This is a genomic window from Rhodanobacter sp. K2T2 (assembly GCF_013408815.1).
GTDB lineage: Bacteria > Pseudomonadota > Gammaproteobacteria > Xanthomonadales > Rhodanobacteraceae > Rhodanobacter.
In genome coordinates this window covers 73,242-91,808 of record NZ_JACCCA010000004.1, presented here as the reverse complement: position 1 = coordinate 91,808, position 18,567 = coordinate 73,242, and the positions used below count along the sequence as shown (strand labels likewise).

The 18,567-nt window shown below is 63.8% G+C and carries 14 protein-coding genes; 5 read left to right on the top strand and 9 right to left on the bottom strand.

Going from position 1 to position 18,567, the window contains the following annotated elements; genetic code table 11:
- Positions 1–72: 72 nt before the first annotated feature.
- Complete coding sequence (gene rsgA / locus HDE78_RS07975; RefSeq protein WP_179478021.1) at positions 73–1,128, top strand: ribosome small subunit-dependent GTPase A; 1,056 nt, start codon at positions 73–75, stop codon at positions 1,126–1,128.
- Positions 1,129–1,403: 275 nt separating this feature from the next.
- Here the strand turns inward: rsgA and HDE78_RS07970 are convergent, their stop codons facing one another.
- The 5 genes from HDE78_RS07970 to HDE78_RS07950 form a co-directional block, all read right to left on the bottom strand.
- Positions 1,404–2,873 (bottom strand): mannitol dehydrogenase family protein, encoded by a 1,470-nt coding sequence (locus HDE78_RS07970; protein ID WP_179478019.1) that lies wholly within the window; start codon positions 2,871–2,873, stop codon positions 1,404–1,406.
- Between the two features lie 71 nt (positions 2,874–2,944).
- Positions 2,945–4,072 (bottom strand): sn-glycerol-3-phosphate ABC transporter ATP-binding protein UgpC, encoded by a 1,128-nt coding sequence (gene ugpC, locus HDE78_RS07965; protein ID WP_179478017.1) that lies wholly within the window; start codon positions 4,070–4,072, stop codon positions 2,945–2,947.
- Positions 4,073–4,104: 32 nt separating this feature from the next.
- Entirely contained in the window at positions 4,105–4,929 is an 825-nt protein-coding gene (locus tag HDE78_RS07960; RefSeq protein ID WP_179478015.1) for a carbohydrate ABC transporter permease, read from the bottom strand.
- Complete coding sequence (locus HDE78_RS07955) at positions 4,926–5,864, bottom strand: sugar ABC transporter permease (RefSeq protein WP_179478013.1); 939 nt, start codon at positions 5,862–5,864, stop codon at positions 4,926–4,928. Before HDE78_RS07955 ends, HDE78_RS07960 begins: the two co-directional genes overlap by 4 nt.
- Before the next feature lie 60 nt (positions 5,865–5,924).
- Complete coding sequence (locus HDE78_RS07950; RefSeq protein ID WP_255457704.1) at positions 5,925–7,229, bottom strand: sugar ABC transporter substrate-binding protein; 1,305 nt, start codon at positions 7,227–7,229, stop codon at positions 5,925–5,927.
- Between the two features lie 390 nt (positions 7,230–7,619).
- Between HDE78_RS07950 and HDE78_RS07945 the strand changes: the two genes are divergently transcribed.
- The 4 genes from HDE78_RS07945 (at position 7,620) to aceE (ending at position 14,608) form a co-directional block, all read left to right on the top strand.
- Positions 7,620–8,051, top strand: a complete 432-nt coding sequence (locus HDE78_RS07945; RefSeq protein WP_179478010.1) for a hypothetical protein — start codon at positions 7,620–7,622, stop codon at positions 8,049–8,051.
- The gene (locus tag HDE78_RS07940; protein ID WP_179478009.1) at positions 8,048–9,337 is read left to right on the top strand and encodes a flavohemoglobin expression-modulating QEGLA motif protein; all 1,290 of its coding nucleotides are present in this window, start codon (positions 8,048–8,050) and stop codon (positions 9,335–9,337) included. Before HDE78_RS07945 ends, HDE78_RS07940 begins: the two co-directional genes overlap by 4 nt.
- A gap of 96 nt (positions 9,338–9,433) precedes the next feature.
- Positions 9,434–11,725 carry an NADP-dependent malic enzyme gene (locus HDE78_RS07935; protein WP_179478008.1) on the top strand — a complete coding sequence of 764 codons (2,292 nt, stop codon included), beginning with the start codon at positions 9,434–9,436 and terminating at the stop codon, positions 11,723–11,725.
- A gap of 189 nt (positions 11,726–11,914) precedes the next feature.
- The gene (gene aceE, locus HDE78_RS07930; RefSeq protein ID WP_179478007.1) at positions 11,915–14,608 is read left to right on the top strand and encodes a pyruvate dehydrogenase (acetyl-transferring), homodimeric type; all 2,694 of its coding nucleotides are present in this window, start codon (positions 11,915–11,917) and stop codon (positions 14,606–14,608) included.
- Between the two features lie 104 nt (positions 14,609–14,712).
- Here aceE and HDE78_RS07925 read toward each other — a convergent pair whose 3' ends face one another.
- The 4 genes from HDE78_RS07925 to HDE78_RS07910 form a co-directional block, all read right to left on the bottom strand.
- Positions 14,713–15,054: a hypothetical protein gene (locus HDE78_RS07925; RefSeq protein WP_179478006.1), complete on the bottom strand. Its 342-nt coding sequence runs from the start codon at positions 15,052–15,054 to the stop codon at positions 14,713–14,715.
- A gap of 94 nt (positions 15,055–15,148) precedes the next feature.
- On the bottom strand, positions 15,149–15,820 hold the full coding sequence (locus tag HDE78_RS07920) for a glutathione S-transferase (RefSeq protein ID WP_179478005.1): 672 nt from the start codon (positions 15,818–15,820) through the stop codon (positions 15,149–15,151).
- A gap of 129 nt (positions 15,821–15,949) precedes the next feature.
- The gene (locus HDE78_RS07915; RefSeq protein WP_179478004.1) at positions 15,950–17,212 is read right to left on the bottom strand and encodes an MFS transporter; all 1,263 of its coding nucleotides are present in this window, start codon (positions 17,210–17,212) and stop codon (positions 15,950–15,952) included.
- Positions 17,213–17,337: 125 nt separating this feature from the next.
- Entirely contained in the window at positions 17,338–18,540 is a 1,203-nt protein-coding gene (locus HDE78_RS07910; RefSeq protein WP_179478003.1) for an acyltransferase family protein, read from the bottom strand.
- Positions 18,541–18,567 lie beyond the last annotated feature (27 nt).

Genomic DNA, 18,567 nt, shown 5'->3' with positions numbered 1-18,567 from the left:
AAATCGCGGTTCACGGACGGGCCATGGCAAGGCAGGGCATAATCAGGACACCCGTGAAGCCAGATCTCCCCCATGAGTGATGCCGAATCGATCGAACGCCTGCGACGCATAGGCTGGCGTGGCGACACGCTGCCCGGCGAAGGTCGGCGGCTGGCCCGCGTGGTCGCGCAGCATCGGGCCGGCTACGAGCTGCACGACGGCGAAACGCTGTTCGGCGCCCAGCCCGACGGCCGCTTTCTCAAGCGCGGCATCGATCCGGGCGAGCGGCCGGCCGTGGGCGATTTCGTGGAGGTGGCCGACGGCGCGCCGCCGCATATCGTCAGCGTGTCGCCGCGTCGTACCGTGCTGTCGCGCGCGGCGGCGGGCGAGCGCTACGAGCGGCAGATCATCGCGACCAACATCGACTATGTGCTGGTGCTTACCGGACTGGATGGCGACTTCAATCCGGCGCGTATCGAACGCTATCTGTCGCTGACCGAGGATTCCGGTGCGCAGCCGGTGGTGCTGCTGAGCAAGCTCGATACCCGCGACGACGCGCAGGAGCAGATCGATGCCCTGCGCGCGCGCCTGCCGCACAGTACGCCGATCCATCCGCTCAACAGCAAGGACCCGGCCAGCGTGGCGCTGCTGGCGCAGTATCTGAAACCTGGCGACAGCGCTGTGCTGGTGGGCTCTTCCGGCGCGGGAAAATCCACGCTCACCAACACGTTGCTGGGTGCTGATCGCATGGCGACCGCCGCAGTGCGAACGCACGACAGCCGCGGCCGTCACACCACCACGCATCGCGCGCTGCTGCAGCTGCCCAGCGGCGGCTGCCTGATCGATACGCCCGGCATGCGCGAATTGAAGCTCACCGGCGAGGAAAACCTCGACCTGTTTGCCGATATCGAAGTGCTGGCCGAAGCCTGCCGCTTCGCCGACTGCGGCCACGGGAGCGAACCGGGCTGTGCGATCCAGGTCGCGCTGGATACCGGCGAGCTGACGCCCGAACGCTGGCGCAACTACCTCAAGCTGCACGACGAGCGCGAGGAGCAAGCAGCGACGCTGGAAGCCAGGCTGCGCCGCCAGCGCGGCGGGCGGCCGATCGAGCGACCCCATGGGCATCGCGGGCAGCGTGATCGGGATTGATTTGCTGTGTTTGGCCGTTTAGACGGCTGAGACTGCACGGTTTGCAGTCCACCTTTTACGTCGCAAGATGGCCCTTCGACTCCGTTTCACTACGCTCAGGGTGAACGGCAAAAAAAGAGTCACGCAGCACTGGGCTTGCGAGCGGTAAATCGTCGGGCGAATCAGGGATTTTTTTAGAGGATCGTTGACAGGCAGCCCGGCCGAAGGATTCTTGCTCGCCTCTCGCCTCTCGCCTCTCGCCTCTCGCCTCTCGCCTCTCGCCTCTCGCCTCTCGCCTAGCGCAACGCCTCCAACGTGGCCCGCGCCCCAACCCGATGCAGCGAGTCCAGCGCCCAGGTATAGGCGGCCACAAATCGCGGTTGCTCCACCAGATCGCCGAACAGCTCACGGTTTTCGATGAAGGCCAGCGGATGGCGGCGATTGTTTTGCGCGATCGCATGCAGCTGATCTTTCAGCCGGTCGACGATCTCGATCGGCTCGCCCTGCTCGTCGACGCCCTCGTCATAGCGCGCCCAGCTGGCGACCACGGCGGCGCTGCGCTTGATCTCGCCGTTGTGCGCCAGCTGGTGACGAATCACCGGCACCAGCCATTTGGGAATGCGGTCCGAGCTTTCGGCGCACAGGCGCGCCAGCGTGTCGCGGATCTGCGGGTTGGCGAAGCGCTCGATCAGCGTCTTGCGGTAGAGATCGAGATCCACGCCGGGCAGCGGTGAGAGCGTGGGCGAGCCTTCCTCGACCATATAGCCGAGCAAGAAGTCGACGAACAGCGGATCTTGGCAGACGTCGTGCGCGTAGCGGTAGCCGGCGAGGTAGCCGAAATACGTCAGCGCCTGATGGCTGGCGTTGAGCAGCCGCAGCTTCATCAGTTCATACGGCATGACCTCGTCGACGATCTGTACGCCGACGTCCTCGAACGCCGGGCGACCTTCGTTGAAATGGTCTTCCAGCACCCACTGGGTAAACGGCTCGCAGACGACCGGCCACGCGTCGTCGATGCCGAAGCGCTGCCTCACCTCGTCGCGATCGGCATCGGTGGTCACCGGCGTGATGCGATCGACCATCGAGTTGGGAAACTTCACGTGCTCGGCGATCCACTCGCCCAGTTCGGCGCTCTTGCGGCGCGCGTAGGCCGTAAAGGTCGCTTTGGCGACATCGCCGTTGCCCTGGATGTTGTCGCACGACATCACGGTGAATGGCGTGATGCCGCGAGCCTTGCGCCGTGCCAGCGCTTCCGTCACCAGGCCAAAGCTGGTCTTCGGAGCGGCGCCTTCAGCGAGATCGTGCTTGACGTCGGCGTTATCGAAATTGAATTCGCCGCTGACGTGGTGAAAGTTGTAACCGCCTTCGGTGATGGTCAGCGAGACGATGCGAATTTCGGGGCTGGCCATTTTCTCCAGCACCGCCTCGACGTCGTCCGGCGCGTAGAGATACTCGACGATGGAGCCGATGACCCGCGGCTCGTAGCGGCCGTCGGGATGTTTGACGACTAGCGTGTAAAGACCGTTCTGCGCGTCCATCACGGTTTTCATGCGCTGATCCGCCGGCATCACGCCGACGCCGCAGATGCCCCAGTCCAGTGCCTTGCCATCGTTCATCAGCCGGTCGAGATACATGGCCTGGTGCGCGCGATGAAAGCCGCCCACGCCGAAGTGCGCGATGCCGACGCCGACTTTGCTGCGATCGTAGCTGGGCACGGCGACAGCGGTGTCGAGCTGGTGGAGCGTGCTGGCGTTTAGCTTGTGCATGGAAAAAATCTTCTTGGATCGAGAGAGGGGGCGCGGGTCAACGGCGCACAACGAAGCCGATGCGGTGCCTGTCAGCTGGCCGCGGGCGCCTGTAGCAGAGACTGCTCGCTGGTGGCATCGAACACCTGCAGCTTGTCGGTCTGGCAGCGCAGGCGGATCGGCTCGCCCATCGCGACCGTCAGATGGCTTTCGATCTGTGCGGTGACGCGATACGGTCCAACCTGCACTTGGATCATGGTGACCGAGCCCAGCGGCTCGACCACTTCGACGACGCCGGACAGCACGTTGTCTGTGATCGGGTCGTTGGGTGCCAGATAGCTCAGATGCTCGGGACGGATGCCGACCACTGCCTCGGTGCCCGCATGAGCCGCCAATGCGTCGCCGCGCGCGCCGGTCAGGGTCAGGTTGAAATGCTCGTTCGCCACGCTGCGCTTGTCGGCGCCGACCTTGCCGCGCAGAAAGTTCATCGACGGGGTGCCGATGAAGCCGGCGACGAAGATATTGGCCGGCCATTCGTACAGGCGCTGCGGCGTATCGATCTGCTGGATCTTGCCGTTGAGCATCACCACGATGCGCTGACCCATGGTCATCGCCTCGACCTGGTCGTGCGTAACGTAGAACGTGGTGACGGCCAGCTTGCGGTGCAGCTTGACGATTTCCGCGCGCATGTCGACACGCAGCTTGGCGTCCAGATTCGACAGCGGCTCGTCCATCAGGAACACCTGCGGCTGGCGCACGATCGCGCGGCCAAGCGCTACCCGCTGACGCTGGCCGCCAGACAGCGCACGCGGCTTGCGCTCGAGCAGGTGGGCAATGTCGAGTACCTTGGCCGCCTCCTGCACGCGTGCGGTGATTTCCGCATCGGGCAGCTTTTTCAGGCGCAGGGCAAAGGCCATGTTTTCGAACACGTTCATGTGCGGGTACAGCGCGTAGCTCTGGAACACCATCGCGATGTCGCGATCCTTCGGCGCCACCTGGCTGACGTCGCGCCCGTCGATGCTGATCGTGCCGCCGCTGATGCTTTCCAGGCCGGCGATCATGCGCATGGTGGTGGTCTTGCCGCAGCCGGAAGGCCCCACCAGCACGATGAACTCGCCGTCCTTGGTGGTCAGGTTGAAACGGTCCACGGCGTTGTCGGCGGCATCGCTGCCCTTGCCTCCGTAGTTTTTGACGACGTCCTTCAGTTCAACGATGGCCATGAATAAACCTTTCAGCAGATGGGGATGACGCGCTACTTCACGGCGCCGAAGGTGAGCCCGCGCACCATCTGCCGCTGGGCAAACCAGCCGAGCACGATGATCGGCGCAACGGTGAGCACCGAGGCGGCCGACATCTTGGCCCAGAACAGGCCTTCGGCGCTCTTGAACGAGGCGATATAGACGGCCAGCGTCGCGGCGGTGTGATCGGTCATGGTGAGGCTCCAAAACGACTCGTTCCAGGCCAGAATCAGCGCCAGCAGTCCGGCCGAGGCAATGCCGGGCAGGGCGAGCGGCAGGATCACCTTGCGCATCGTCTGCAGGGTGGTGGCGCCGTCGATGTCCGCCGCCTCGACCAGATCCTTGGGAATATCCTTGAAGTACGAATAAACCATCCACACCAGCAGCGGCATGTTCATTGCCGTGAACAGCAGGGTCAGTCCGGCCAGGTTATCCAGCAGGCCAAGCTGCTTGTAGACCAGGTAAATCGGGATCAGCACGCCCACGGCCGGAATGAACTTGGTCGAGACCATCCACACCAGGGTGAAGTCGGTGCGCTTGGTCGGGAAGAAGGCCATCGCATACGCGGCCGGAATCGCCAGCAGCAGCCCGACCAGGGTGGACACCACGGCCGAGACGACCGAGTTGAGCGCGTAATGCAGATAGCCGCTGCCCTGCTCCAGCGCCACGCGGAAACTGTCCAGCGTGGGCACGAACAGGAAATGCGGGTCGATGGTGAACGCGTTCTGCTCGGTCTTGAAGGCCGTCAGCAGCATCCAAAGGATCGGGAAAAACATCACCAGCGCCACGAAATACGCCAGCGCCGTCAGCAGGATGCCGCCTATGGTCCTGTCTTTCATCGACGGCTCCCTGCGTTCAAGTTGCCCGCCACGAAGCGGATCAGAAAGATCGAGAAGATATTCGCCAGGATGACCGCGCCGATCGCCGCTGCCGACGAGATGCCGATGTCGTACTGGAAAAACGCCGATTGATAGATGTAATAGGGCAGGTTGGTGGTTGCCGTACCGGGGCCGCCGGATGTCGTGGTGTAAATCTCGGCGAATGAAGTAAGAAAGAAAATGCTTTCCAGCATCACCACTACATATAGAACCTGACCCAGATGCGGCACCACGATATGGCGAAATTCCTGCCAGCGGTTGGCGCCGTCCAGCCGCACGGCCTCGATCTGGTCTTCGGGCAGCGACTGCAGGCCGGTCAGCAGGATCAGCAGGGCAAACGGAATCCACTCCCACGAGACCATGATGATGATCGACAGCATCGGATACTGCGCGAGCCAGTCGATCGGGTTCAGTCCGAGATGGCGAAACACCCAGGCCAGCAGGCCGTAGACCGGATGGAACAGCATGTTCTTCCAGATCAGGCCGGTGACCACCGGCATCACGAAGAACGGCGCGATCGCCAGCGTGCGCGCCACCCCGCGGCCGACGAAAGTGCGATTGAAAAGTATCGCCAGCCCCAGCCCGACGCTTACGGTGATGACCAGACTGGCGCCCACCAGCACCAGCGTATTGATCAGCGAATCCCAGAAGGTGGGATCGGTGAACATCAGTTTGAAGTTGGTGATGCCGGCAAAGCCGGTGACTTCCGGCATCATCAGGTTGTAGCGCCGGAACGCGTAGTACAGCGTCATCACCAGCGGCACGATCATCCACACGAACATGAAGATCACGGCTGGCGCGAGCAGCCGGCGCACCGGCGCGCCGGACAGGTTGGCTTTGGCTTTGGAAGCGGCCGGCTTGCTGCGAGACGGTACGGCGACGGCGGGGGACGACATAGGCGAATCCAGTAGTGTGCGGACCGCCGGCGCGAAAGAGCCGGCGGTCGCGAGGTCGCTTTACTTGGCTTTACCCGACTGGATCATCATGCGCTGGGTGAACGTCTGCGCCACCTGCAGGCCCTGATCCACCGTGGTCTGCCCGGCCAGGATGCCGGCCATGATCTGGCCGACCCGGGTGCCGATCGCCTGGAACTCGGGGATGTCGACGAACTGGATGCCGACATAAGGCACCTGTTGCACCGACGGCTTGGTCGGATCGGCCGTACCGATAGCCTGTGCGACCAGTTTGGCGAACGGCGCGACCTTCAGGTATTCCGGATTGGCATAGGTCGACTGGCGCGTGCCCGGCGGGACGGCGACCCAGCCCTTGGCCTTGGCCACCGTGGCGATATAACCCTTCGAGGTCGCCCAGTCGATAAAGGTCTGCGCATCGGCGGCGTGCTTGGACGATTTCGGAATCGCCAGCGCCCAGATGTACAGCCAGTTCGAACCGGCCTTGGTCACCTCGTGCGGCGACTGGGCAAAGCCGACATTCGCGGCCACCTTGGAGGTCTTCGGATCGGCCAGATAGCCCGCCGCGACCGTCGCATCCACCCACATCGCGCATTGGCCGTTGGCGAACAGCGTTTCCGATTCGGTAAAGCCATTGGAGGTCGCACCCGGTGGGCCGTATTGCGTCAGCAGGGTCTTGTACTGGTTGGCGGCATTCTTCCACGGCGCGGAGGTCAGCTCGGGCTTCCAGTTCATGTCGAACCAGCGGCCGCCGTAGGCGTTGACCATGGTGTCGAACAGCGCCATGTTCTCGCCCCAGCCGGGCAGTCCGCGCAGGCAAATGCCGTACGTGCCCTTGGACTTGTCGGTGAGCTTGGCGGCGAACTGGCCGATCTGGGTCCAGGTCGGCTCGGCCGGCATGGTCAGCTTGGCCGCGGCGAACAGGTCCTTGCGGTAATACGTCATCGACGACTCGGCGTAGAACGGCAGCGCATAGATCTTGTCGTTGTACGACAGCCCCTTGCGAACGGATGGCAGCAGATCGTTGACGTCGTAGTCCGCGGTCGGGGCCATCGGCGTCAGCCAGCCGTTTTTCGCCCAGATCGGCGTTTCGTAGTTGCTGAGCATCACCACGTCGTACTGGCCGGCGCTGGTGGCGATATCGGTGGTGACCTTCTGGCGCAATTCGTTTTCCGGCAGGGTGACGAAATTCACCTTGACGTTGGGATGCAGCTTGCTGAATTCGCCGGACAATTTCTGCATGGTCACCATGTCGGGGTTGTTCACTACCGCGACCGTGATGGCACTCTGCGCGGAGGCCGCCGCTGTGGCGCCCATGCCTGCGATGAAAAGCAACGTCTTGATGGTCATCATTGGTCCTTGTGCGGCGTGATTCGAGGGTGGTAATTCATGCATCGGGTCAATCATCATCTTGGAACATTGGTAAGCCAATGCACGTGATGGATCGATCTAAATGATTTTGCTGCGTGCGCAACAATAAACACCCTGGATCGATGGAATGGGTCGGATATCGGGCCGGGGAAAACCTTTCCGATGGGCCGTCGAGCGGCTTCCGATGATCGATTCGAAGGCGTCGATCGATGTTGCAAAGCGGGATCGTGCGGGTGGCCGTGCAATTTCATAAGGCGCTGCAGCGTTTCGCGTAAAGCGATGCCGCGGTGGAGCGCACGGGTTCCGCCATCTTCCCTCGGCGGCATTCCGCATTGACGCCAGTCGGGGTTCCACACCGTGGTTTCCAGCATGGACATGTCGGTGGGTTTTTCGTCGACGCGGCGGTTCGATTGCGCCTGCGCCTGCGCTTGCGATCGGGGACAGGGCCGCAGACGGCCCGTCGGTCGAAAATTGTCGCTCGAAATACGTACTCGGCCCCGCCGACACGGAGTCTGGCACTACTATCGAAGCATCGTCATTGCGGATCGCGCCATGCGCCGTTTGTCTTCTACGTTCCACAAAGGGGTGTTTCCACCGATAGGGCTGCTGATCCCGATACTCTCGGGACGGACGCCGTGGAATGCATCGATGCACAGTCGAGCATCGATAGGCTTGCTGTCGATGCTGCCGTCGATCCTCATTTTTCTGGTCGGCTTGGTCATATACCGCAAGCCGATTTTCGATCCGATCGCTGCCGATGTGATCGGGCGTAGCGATGCGCTGCGACAGGTGCGCGAATGAGCGCTCCAACGAGCGCCGTCAAACCCGAGTTGCAGCGCTACGCCGATCTGGACAAACGCCTGCTGGCGGCCGCGCGCGGCATCACCATTCTGCCCACGGTGGCGTGGTCCGCGTCGCTGGAAAACCGCATGATCGCGGCGTATGCCAAGGGCCAGTTTGCGCTGCCTGAGGTGACCTACAAGCGTCCGGATCTCTCCGCGGCGCGCGCAGAGCTGGCGGCGATCGAAGCCGATTCCGGCGGTCGCGATCCTGCCGATATCGATCCGCTGGGCGAGTATCTGCGCCGCACCGCGGAGTCGTGGCGGATCGCCGCCGAAATGCTGGAAGCCGTGGGCACCGCAGGTGTCACGGCGCCGTCGATCGTTCTGTATGGACGTCCAAACGATACGCTGCCCGGCAGCAAGCGCAGCAACCTCGATGCCGCGCGCTATTTCGTCGAGCTGTCCGACGAGTTGGGCGCCGATCTGCTGTCCGATGGCGTGCATACCGACATCAGTTCCGAAGCGCTGCGCGACGAGTTGAGCAGAACGCTGGACGATTTTTTCGGTGCCGGCACGATCAGCGTCGAGGTCGATCCCGAACTGACCGCGAAGGCCGCCGCCGGCGCCACGCGCATCCGCCTGCGCGGCGAAACGCACTTCACCGAATACGACCACCACCAACTGCTGGCGCACGAGGCCTTTGTGCACTCGCTGACTGCGTTGAACGGCCGCCGTCAGCCGCTGCTGACCTCGCTGGCGCGCACCTCGCCGCGGGTCACCGCCACGCAGGAAGGTCTGGCCGTGTTCGCCGAGCTGATGTCCGGTGCGATCGACATCACTCGGCTCAAGCGCATCAGCCTGCGCATTCTGGCGATCGATATGGCGCTGGGCGGGGCGGACTTTGTCGAGGTCTACCGCTACTTCAGCGACTGCGGTCAGAGCCCGGCCGATAGCTTCCATTCGGCCCAGCGCGTGTTCCGCGGCGTGCCGCTGACCGGTGGTTCGGCCTTCGCCAAGGACAATGTCTATCTGGCCGGCCTGCTCACGGTGCACACGTTTTTCCGCTGGGCGCTGAAGGAGCGGCGGATGGATCTGCTGCGCTGCCTGTTCGCCGGCAAGCTGGCGCTGCACGACGTGGTGGCGCTGCAGCCATATTTCGAATCCGGTGCGATTCTGCCGCCGCACTGGCTGCCGCCGTGGATGCAGCACGTGCATGGGCTTGCCGGCAAGCTGGCCTTTTCGGTATTCGTCAACGGCATCCACATGAACCGGGTGCAGGGCGACGAGCTGTCCCTAAGCGTGTGACCGCGGCAGCGCCGGCACCCGCCGCCGCGGTGATACCATGAAAAGCCACCCGCCAAGGCGAGTGTCGCCCCTTCCCCACTCAAATAAACGCCGCCGATGTCCCTCCCCGAAGAACTGCGTCTTGCCGCACTCGAGTATCACCGCCTGCCGCGCCCCGGCAAGATCAAGGTCACCCCGACAACGCCGCTGCTGACCCAGCGCGATCTGTCGCTGGCGTACTCGCCGGGTGTGGCCGCGGCCTGCGATGCGATCGTCGAGGACCCGAGTACGGCGGCCGAATACACCGCGCGCGCCAATCTGGTTGCGGTGATCACCAACGGCACCGCGGTACTCGGCCTGGGCAATATCGGCCCGCTGGCGGCCAAGCCGGTGATGGAAGGCAAGGGCGTGCTGTTCCAGAAGTTCGCCGGCATCGACGTGTTCGACATCGAGATCGACGAGTCCGATCCGGACAAGCTGGTCGACATCATCGCCTCGCTGGAGCCGACCTTCGGCGGCATCAATCTGGAAGACATCAAGGCGCCGGAGTGCTTCATCGTCGAGCGCAAGCTGCGCGAGCGGATGAAGATTCCGGTATTCCACGACGATCAGCACGGCACCTCGATCATCGTCGGCGCCGCGCTGACTAATGCGCTGGTGGTGGTCGGCAAGCGCATCGAGGACATTCGCATTGCGACGACCGGCATGGGCGCGGCGGGCATTTCCTGCGTCGACATGCTGGTGGCGCTCGGCGCAAAACCGGAGAACATTCTGGCATTCGATCGCGACGGCGTGCTGCACAGCGAGCGCACCGATCTGGACCCGGACAAGCAGCGCTACGCGCGCGATACCAAGTTCCGCACGCTGGCCGAAATCGTGGACGGCGCGGACGTGTTTCTGGGTCTTTCGGCCGGCGGCATTCTGAAGCCCGAGATGCTGGCGACGATGGCCTCGCAGCCGATCATCTTCGCGCTGGCGAACCCGAATCCGGAGATCACCCCGGAGGAAGCCAAGGCCGTGCGGCCGGACTGCATCATGGCGACCGGGCGCTCGGATTATCCGAACCAGGTCAACAATGCGCTGTGCTTCCCGTATCTGTTCCGCGGCGCGCTGGATGTCGGCGCCACGGTGATCAACGAGGCGATGAAGATCGCCTGCGTCAAGGCGATCGCCGCACTGGCGCGGCGTGAATCCTCCGACGTCAGTGCGCGCGCCTACGGCGGCAAGCCGCCGAGCTTCGGTCCTGAATATCTCATTCCGCAGCCGTTCGATCCGCGCCTGCTGCTGCAGCTGCCGCCGGCGGTGGCGCAGGCGGCGATGGATTCGGGCGTGGCCACGCGACCGATGACCGACTTCGTCGCCTACAACGATCACCTCACCAGCTTTGTCTTCCGCACCGGTCTGCTGATGAAGCCGGTGTTCGAGCGCGCCAAATCTGCGCCGCAGCGTCTGGTGTATGCCGAGGGCGAGGAGGAAACCGTACTGCGCGCGGTGCAGGTGGTGGTCGACGAAGGCGTGGCCAGGCCCATTCTGATCGGCCGCCCGGACGTGATCGAAAAGCGCATCAAGCGCGCCGGTTTGCGGCTGAAGGTCGGCGTGGACATCGAGCTGTGCAATATCCACAGTGATCCGCGCTTCGACGATTACTGGCAGCACTATCACCGCCTGATGGAGCGCCGCGGCGTGACGCCGTCGATGGCCAAGGCGCTGGTGCGCACGCGGCCGACGATCATCGCGGCGCTGATGGTCGAGCGCGGTGAGGCCGACGGCATGATCTGCGGCCTGATCGGCCAGTACCAGAGCAAGCTGACCAACATCGAGCAAATTATCGGACTGGACGCGGGCGTCAGCGGGACATCGGCGATGGCGGCGGTATCGACCGAAAAGGGCGCCTTCTTCTATCTCGACACCCACGTGCAGGACGATCCCACGCCCGAGCAGATCGCCGAGGCCACGCTGCAGGCGGCGATCCGCCTGAAGCTGTTCGGCATCACGCCGAAGATCGCGCTGCTGTCCGCCGGCAACTTCGGCAGCCGCGACAGCTGTGGTGCGACCAAGATGCGCAAGGCGCTCGAACTGATCCGTGCCAAGGCGCCGCGGCTGGAAGTGGAAGGCGAAATGCAGGCCGACGTGGCGCTGACGCCCGAACTGCGGGACAAGCTGTTTCCGAACTCGCGGCTGGAGGGCAAGGCGAACGTCTTCGTGTTCCCGAACCTCGACGCCGCCAACATCGCGTACAACATGACGCGCATGCTCAGCGACGGCGTGGTGATCGGTCCGATCCTGATGGGCGTGGCCAAGCCGGCGCACATCCTGATGCCGCAGTCGACCGTGCGTCGCATCGTCAATATGAGCGCGGTCGCGTGCGTCGAAGCGCAGATTCGGGCGAGCAATCGCCAGGTGGAATGATGGCGACGCCGGATCTCGTTAGGTCGAGATATCCGGCGTAAATGCCGCATCACCATGCGCCGACGCATGGATTATCGAATTGGCGGCTCCCGCTGCCAGCGGCTAGAATGGGTGTTTGGTCCCGACGATCCCCGCGTCGGGCATCCCCCTTCAGGCCTGGCGCCGCCATAGCGCCGCGGAGAATCCCCCATGGATCAGCTCGACGACATCCTCAATCAGGATATCGATCCCACCGAAACCCGCGAGTGGATGGATTCGCTCGACGCCGTGATTCAGCACGACGGCACCGAGCGCGCGCACTTCCTGCTCGAGCGCATGGTCGACAACACGCGCCGTTCGGGCGGCTATCTGCCGTTCGATCCGACCACCGAATACGTCAACACCATCGCGCCGGGTCACGAGGCGAAGATGACCGGCGACGCCGCGATGGAATGGCGCATCCGCACGCTGATCCGCTGGAACGCGATGGCGATGGTGGTGCGCGCCAACCGCAAGCCCGGCGAGCTGGGCGGCCATATCGCCAGCTTCGCCTCCAGCGCCACGCTGTATGACGTCGGCTTCAATCATTTCTGGCGCGCGCCGTCGGCCGATCATCCGGGCGATCTGGTGTTCCATCAGGGCCATTCCAGCCCGGGCATCTACGCGCGCTCGTTTCTCGAAGGTCGCCTGGCCGAGGATCAGCTCGATCTGTTCCGCATGGAAGTCGCCGGCAAGGGCCGCGCGCTGTCGTCGTATCCGCACCCGTGGCTGATGCCGGATTACTGGCAGGTGCCGACGGTGTCGATGGGCCTGGGTCCGATCCAGGCGATCTATCAGGCGCAGTTCTTCAAGTACCTGGAGCATCGCGGTCTGGTGCCGCCCAGCGACCGCAAGATCTGGTGCTTCCTCGGCGACGGCGAAACCGACGAGCCGGAGTCGCTCGGCGCGATTTCGCTGGCCGGTCGCGAGGGTCTGGACAATCTGATCTTCGTGATCAACTGCAATCTGCAGCGCCTCGATGGTCCGGTGCGCGGCAACGGCAAGATCATCCAGGAACTCGAAGGCGTGTTCCGCGGCGCCGGCTGGAACGCGATCAAACTGGTCTGGGGCAGCTACTGGGATCCGCTTCTCGCGCGCGACAGCAAGGGCGTGCTGCGCAAGCTGATGATGGAAACCGTCGACGGCGAATACCAGGCCTGCAAGGCGTTCGGCGGCGCGTATACGCGCGAGCACTTCTTCAACAAGTATCCCGAAACGCGCGAGATGGTCGCCAGCCTCAGCGACGACGACATCTGGCGCTTGAATCGCGGTGGCCACGATCCGCACAAGGTGTACGCGGCGTACCACGCGGCGTCCAACACTAAGGGCATGCCCACTGTCATTCTGGCCAAGACGGTCAAGGGTTACGGCATGGGCGCGGCCGGCGAATCGCAGAACCCCACCCATCAGCAGAAGAAGCTGGACGAAGAGGCAGTGCGCCACTTCCGCGACCGCTTCCAGATTCCGATCACCGACGAGCAGCTCAAGGACGTGCCGTACTACCACCCGGGCAAGGATTCGCCGGAAGTGCAGTACATGCTGGAGCGCCGCAAGGCTCTGGGCGGCTCGCTGCCGCAGCGTCGTCGCAAGACCGAGGTGAAACTGAAGACGCCCGAGCTGGCCGCCTTCGAGCAGATCACCAAGGGCACCGGCGAGCGCGAAATCTCCACCACCATGGCGCTGGTGCGCGGCATCAACCTGTTGCTGCGCGACAAGCAGCTTGGCCAGCGCGTGGTGCCGATCGTCGCCGACGAGGCGCGCACGTTCGGCATGGAAGGCATGTTCCGGCAGATCGGCATCTACGCGCCGTTCGGCCAGAAGTATCGCCCGCAGGATTCCGATCAGCTGCTGTATTACCGCGAAGATCAGAAAGGCCAGGTGCTGCAGCAGGGCATCAGCGAGGCCGGCGGCATGGCCTCGTGGATGGCCGCGGCGACCAGCTATTCGATCAGCGACCAGCCGATGCTGCCGTTCTTCATCTACTACTCGATGTTCGGCTTCCAGCGCATCGGCGACCTGTGCTGGGCGGCGGGCGACATGCGCTCACGCGGCTTCCTGATCGGCGGCACCGCCGGCCGCACCACGCTCAATGGCGAGGGCCTGCAGCATGAGGACGGCCACTCGCACCTGATGTCCGGCGCGATCCCCAACGTGAAGTCGTATGACCCGACGTTCTCCTACGAGGTCGCGGTGATCCTGCAGGACGGCACGCGCCGGATGATGCAGGAGCAGGAAGACATCTACTACTACATCACCGTGATGAACGAGAACTACAGCCATCCGGACCTGCCCGAAGGCAGCGAGGAAGGCATCATCAAGGGCATGTACCTGTTCAAGGACGGTGGCAAGCCGAAGAAAGGCGAGCCGCGCGTGCAGCTGCTCGGCTCGGGCACGATTCTGCGCGAGGTGATTGCCGCGGCCGAACTGCTGGAGAAAGATTTCGGCGTGAAGTCCGATATCTGGTCGGTGCCCAGCTTTATCGAAGTGCGCCGCGACGGTTTCGACGCCGAGCGCTGGAACCGCCTGCATCCGGAAGCGACGCAGCGTGTGCCGTACATCACCGGCTTGCTGGAAGGTCGCCAAGGTCCGGCGATTGCCGCCACCGACTACGTGCGCGAGTTCGCCGATCAGGTGCGCGCCTTCATGCCGGACGGCATGCGCTACACGGTGCTCGGTACGGATGGCTACGGCCGTTCGGATACGCGCGCCAACCTGCGTGGTTTCTTCGAGGTTGATCGCTACTGGATTGCGCACGCGGCGCTGGCGGCGTTGGCGAAGGACGGCAAGGTCAACGCCAAGGACGTCAGTCGCGCCATCAAGGAGTACAAGCTCGACCAGGACAAGCCCAACCCGCAGACGGTTTGACCGTTACGGGGGCTTCGAACGAGCAAAAAAAACCGCCATGACGGCGGTTTTTTTTTGGCGTCCATTCCGGCAGTAGTCACACGGCCGGAATGCCGTGCCGCTGATCAATCCTCGTCGCTGCGGAACGCGCGGCGAAGCAGGATGAAGGCACCAATCGTTCCGGCCACGATCGCCACGGTGGCGCCCGGATGGCGGTTCACCTGACGACGCAGACGACGGTAGTGGTAGTTGGCCTCGTCGGCAAAATCTTCCGCGGCGTTGGTCAGGCGGCGGCTGTAGCTGTCGCCCTTCTTGCTGAAACGCTCGACCGCACGCTCGGTAACGCTGCGGCCGCGCTCAAAAAGGTTTTGTGCGCCGCTGGCTGCGTCGTCGGCGTAACCGCGCACGCGGTCGCCAGCACGTTCACCGGCGGCGCGAATCTGACGTTCAATATCTCGGTTACCCATGACTGCTTTCCTCCAAGTGTGGACGAAAAGAATGCCCAGCGAATCGTGAGCACGACGTAGACGGCGAACGTCGTCGCTACCTTTCGTTCAGCCTTCAGCCCAGGCTGTATTCGCCGCCACGTTCCAGCGCGCGCTGATAGGCCGGCATGGCGTGAATGCGCTGCAGGAACGCCCACAGCCGTGGCGTGCTCTGGGCATCGAGACCGCCGCGCGCGGCAAATGCTTCCAGCGGAAAGCTCATCTGGATGTCGGCGGCACTGAACGCGTCGCCGGCAAACCAGGCGCTCTTGCCCAGTTCGCCCTCCAGATATTCCAGATGCAGCTTCAGCTGTGGATCGACAAAGCTGTCCTGCACCTTGTGCGCGATGCCCTTGGCGATGGGTTTCACGAAGAACGGCATCGGCGTGGTTTCCACGCGACGAAATATCAGCTTCAGCAGCAGTGGCGGCATCGCCGAGCCTTCGGCGTAATGCAGCCAGTAGGTGCAGCGCAAACGGTTCGACGTGCAGGCCGGCGGCAGTAGACGACCGTCGCCATAGGTTTCGGCGAGGTATTCGATGATCGCGCCGGATTCGGCCAGGGTGACGTCGCCGTCGGTAATCACCGGCGATTTGCCCAGCGGATGGATTTTCCGCAGCTCCGGCGGCGCCAACATCGTTTTCGCATCGCGTTGGTATCGCTTCACTTCGTACGGCACGCCAAGCTCTTCCAGCAGCCACAGGATGCGCTGCGAGCGCGAGTTGTTGAGGTGATGAAGAACGATCATGGCATGGGTTCCATCGGTGGCTTTACGACAGGGAGGGGCGACGTCGTGCGTCGGAAGGGCTGCAGCGTAGCGAACTCGCGCGTGGCGGTTTGATGATTGTGCTTCGCCCATGCTTGCGTAGTCGGGGCACTATAAAGCCTCGTTCGAAGGCTGCTCGGCGGCAACCGTTTCCGTCTGCAAGCGCTGGCGTCGACGTAAGGTGGGAAACATCACCATCCACAGCCCCACCACCACCAGCGTGCCGACGCCGCCGAGCACGGTGGCATGCACCGCGCCCATCCATGCCGCCAGCATGCCGGATTCGAATTCGCCCAGCTGGTTCGAGGTGTTGATGAAGATCGCGTTCACCGCACTGACGCGCCCGCGCATCTCGTCGGGCGTATCGAGCTGCACCAGCGCGCCGCGGATCACCATGCTGACCATGTCGAATGCGCCCAGCGCAAACAGCGCGGCCATCGACAGCCACAGCGTCGTCGACAGCGCGAACACCAGCGTTGCCACGCCGAAGCCGGCCACGCAGGCGAACATGATCGCGCCCACGCGGCGCTCCATGGTGTGCTTCGCCAGCCATAGCGACATCAGCAGCGCGCCGACCGCGGGCGATGCGCGCAACAGGCCCAGGCCCCAGGGACCGGTGTGCAGAATGTCCTTGGCGAAAATCGGCAGCAGCGCCGTGGCGCCGCCCAGCAGCACCGCGAATAAGTCCAGCGAAATCACGCCCAGCACGTCCTTGCGCGCACGGATGAAATGCACGCCGGCGAACAGCGTTTTCAGCGTGGCCGGTTCGCGCCGCGGCGGCGCCTGCTCGTAGCGCAGGCGGCTCATCATCACGGCGGCGACCAAATACAGAATGGCGGAAACCGCGTAGACCACGCCCGGGCCGGCGACATACAGAAAGCCGCCCAGCGCCGGCCCCATGATCATGGCGGCCTGACCGGCCGAGCTGTTGATCGCCATCGCCCGCGACAGAATCGCTGGCGGCACCAGCGCCGGCAGCATCGACTGCAGCGCCGGAAACTCGAACGCCTTGGCTACGCCGATGACCAGCACCAGCGCGAGAATGCCGATTTCGTGGATGTTGTGCGAAAGCGTCAGCGCGGCCAGCGCGGCGATCGCCACCCATTCCACGATCTGGCCGATCAGCACGATGCGGCGACGGTCGAACTGATCGGCCATATGCCCGGCCGGCAGCGCCAGCAGCACCGAGGGAATGAACTGCACCAGCCCGATCAGGCCCAGATCGAACGCGCGGCCGGTGATGGCATAGATCTGCCAGCCCACCGCCACCGAAAGCATCTGGAAGCCGAAGCCGGAGGCGATCCGCGCAAACCAGAACGCCACGAAGGCGGGATGGTGGAACAGCGAATCCGAACGTAGTGGGCGGGCTGGCATCGAATGTCCTGGTCAGGCCAGACAGTATCGTGCCATCGCGCTGGCTGGCATAGCGCGGCAAATCGTCAGTGCCCGCATCGGTGGCTAACGTGCTCCTGCAAAAAGAAGGTGCCGCATCCAAGCCCTTATTTCACGCCTGCTGTCAGCACGGTGCTGACAGCAGGCCGCTCGCGTGCCGGCAGCGGATTGAGCCCGAACAGCGGCCTGAGCCAGCGCGTGCGCCGGATCAGGCACTCGTGCAGCAGCGCGCAGCCAGCCACCGTGCCCAGCAGAATCAGCAGCGGTTCGGCCAGCGGCCCCAGATGCAGCGGCATCACCTGCCAGGCGAAAAACAGCAGCAGGCTCTGATGCAGGATGTACCAGGGATACACCGCCTCGCGCGCATACGGTAGCCAGCGGAATGGGCGGTTGAGCAGCGTGTGGCCCCAGCCGAGTACGGCGGCGATCGCGATCCAGGTATAGCTGTAGCGCAGCCAGACGTGGAGCAGCTTGAGCAAGATGAGCACCGCGTAGTTATGGATGTTCTGATCGATGTACTGACCGGCCAATTTGTCGAGGAACAGATACAGCGCGAAACAGCCCAGCGCCAGCGTCGACGAATAGCGCCGCAGCCGCGCCAGTTCGGTCCACAGCGCGGTGTCGGTGCCGAGCAGGTAGCCGTAGAAAAACATGGTGGCGTAGAGCGCCATCGCATACCAGTCGCCGACCAGCGCATGGGTCTCCGGATAGCGCCAGGACAGCAGCACGCCGTACGCGAACAGCGGCAGCACCGGGTGCACCAGCAGGCTCGCGCCACGCAGCCGCAGGCAACTCGCGTGAAGGCGCCTGCCAAGGCGCGACTCCAGCGCCGGCAGCAGGATCAACAGCAGCATCGTGTACAGCCAGACGTAGGGCAGGTACCACAGGTGCGCCCAGGTCAGACCGGCTGCACGGCCGCCGGTCCAGTAATGCAAAAGAAAGGGGCCGAAGCCATCGACGGCAGTGCCTTCGGTTACCGCCTGCACATATGGCTGGATCGGCATCACCACGAGCATGCCGAACACCAGCGGCAGCAGCAGGCGAACGGTGCGCTTCCACGCCAGCCGAGACAGGCTGAGTCTGCCGCGTAGAAAGTGCACGGCCAGGCCGGAAATCAGAAAAAGCAGCTCCATCCGCCAGCGGTTCACGAACAGCATCGGGTACTGCAGCCACTGCGCCATATGCGCGCTGTGCAGGGGCATGCCGCGCCAGTCGGACAGCGGCGCTACGTACAGCATGCCGAGGTGATAGAAAATCAGCAGCGCAAAGGCGAGCACCCGTAAAGCATCGATATCGTGGCGGCGGTTCATGGCAGGGTCCGGTGTTCAAGAAGTGAC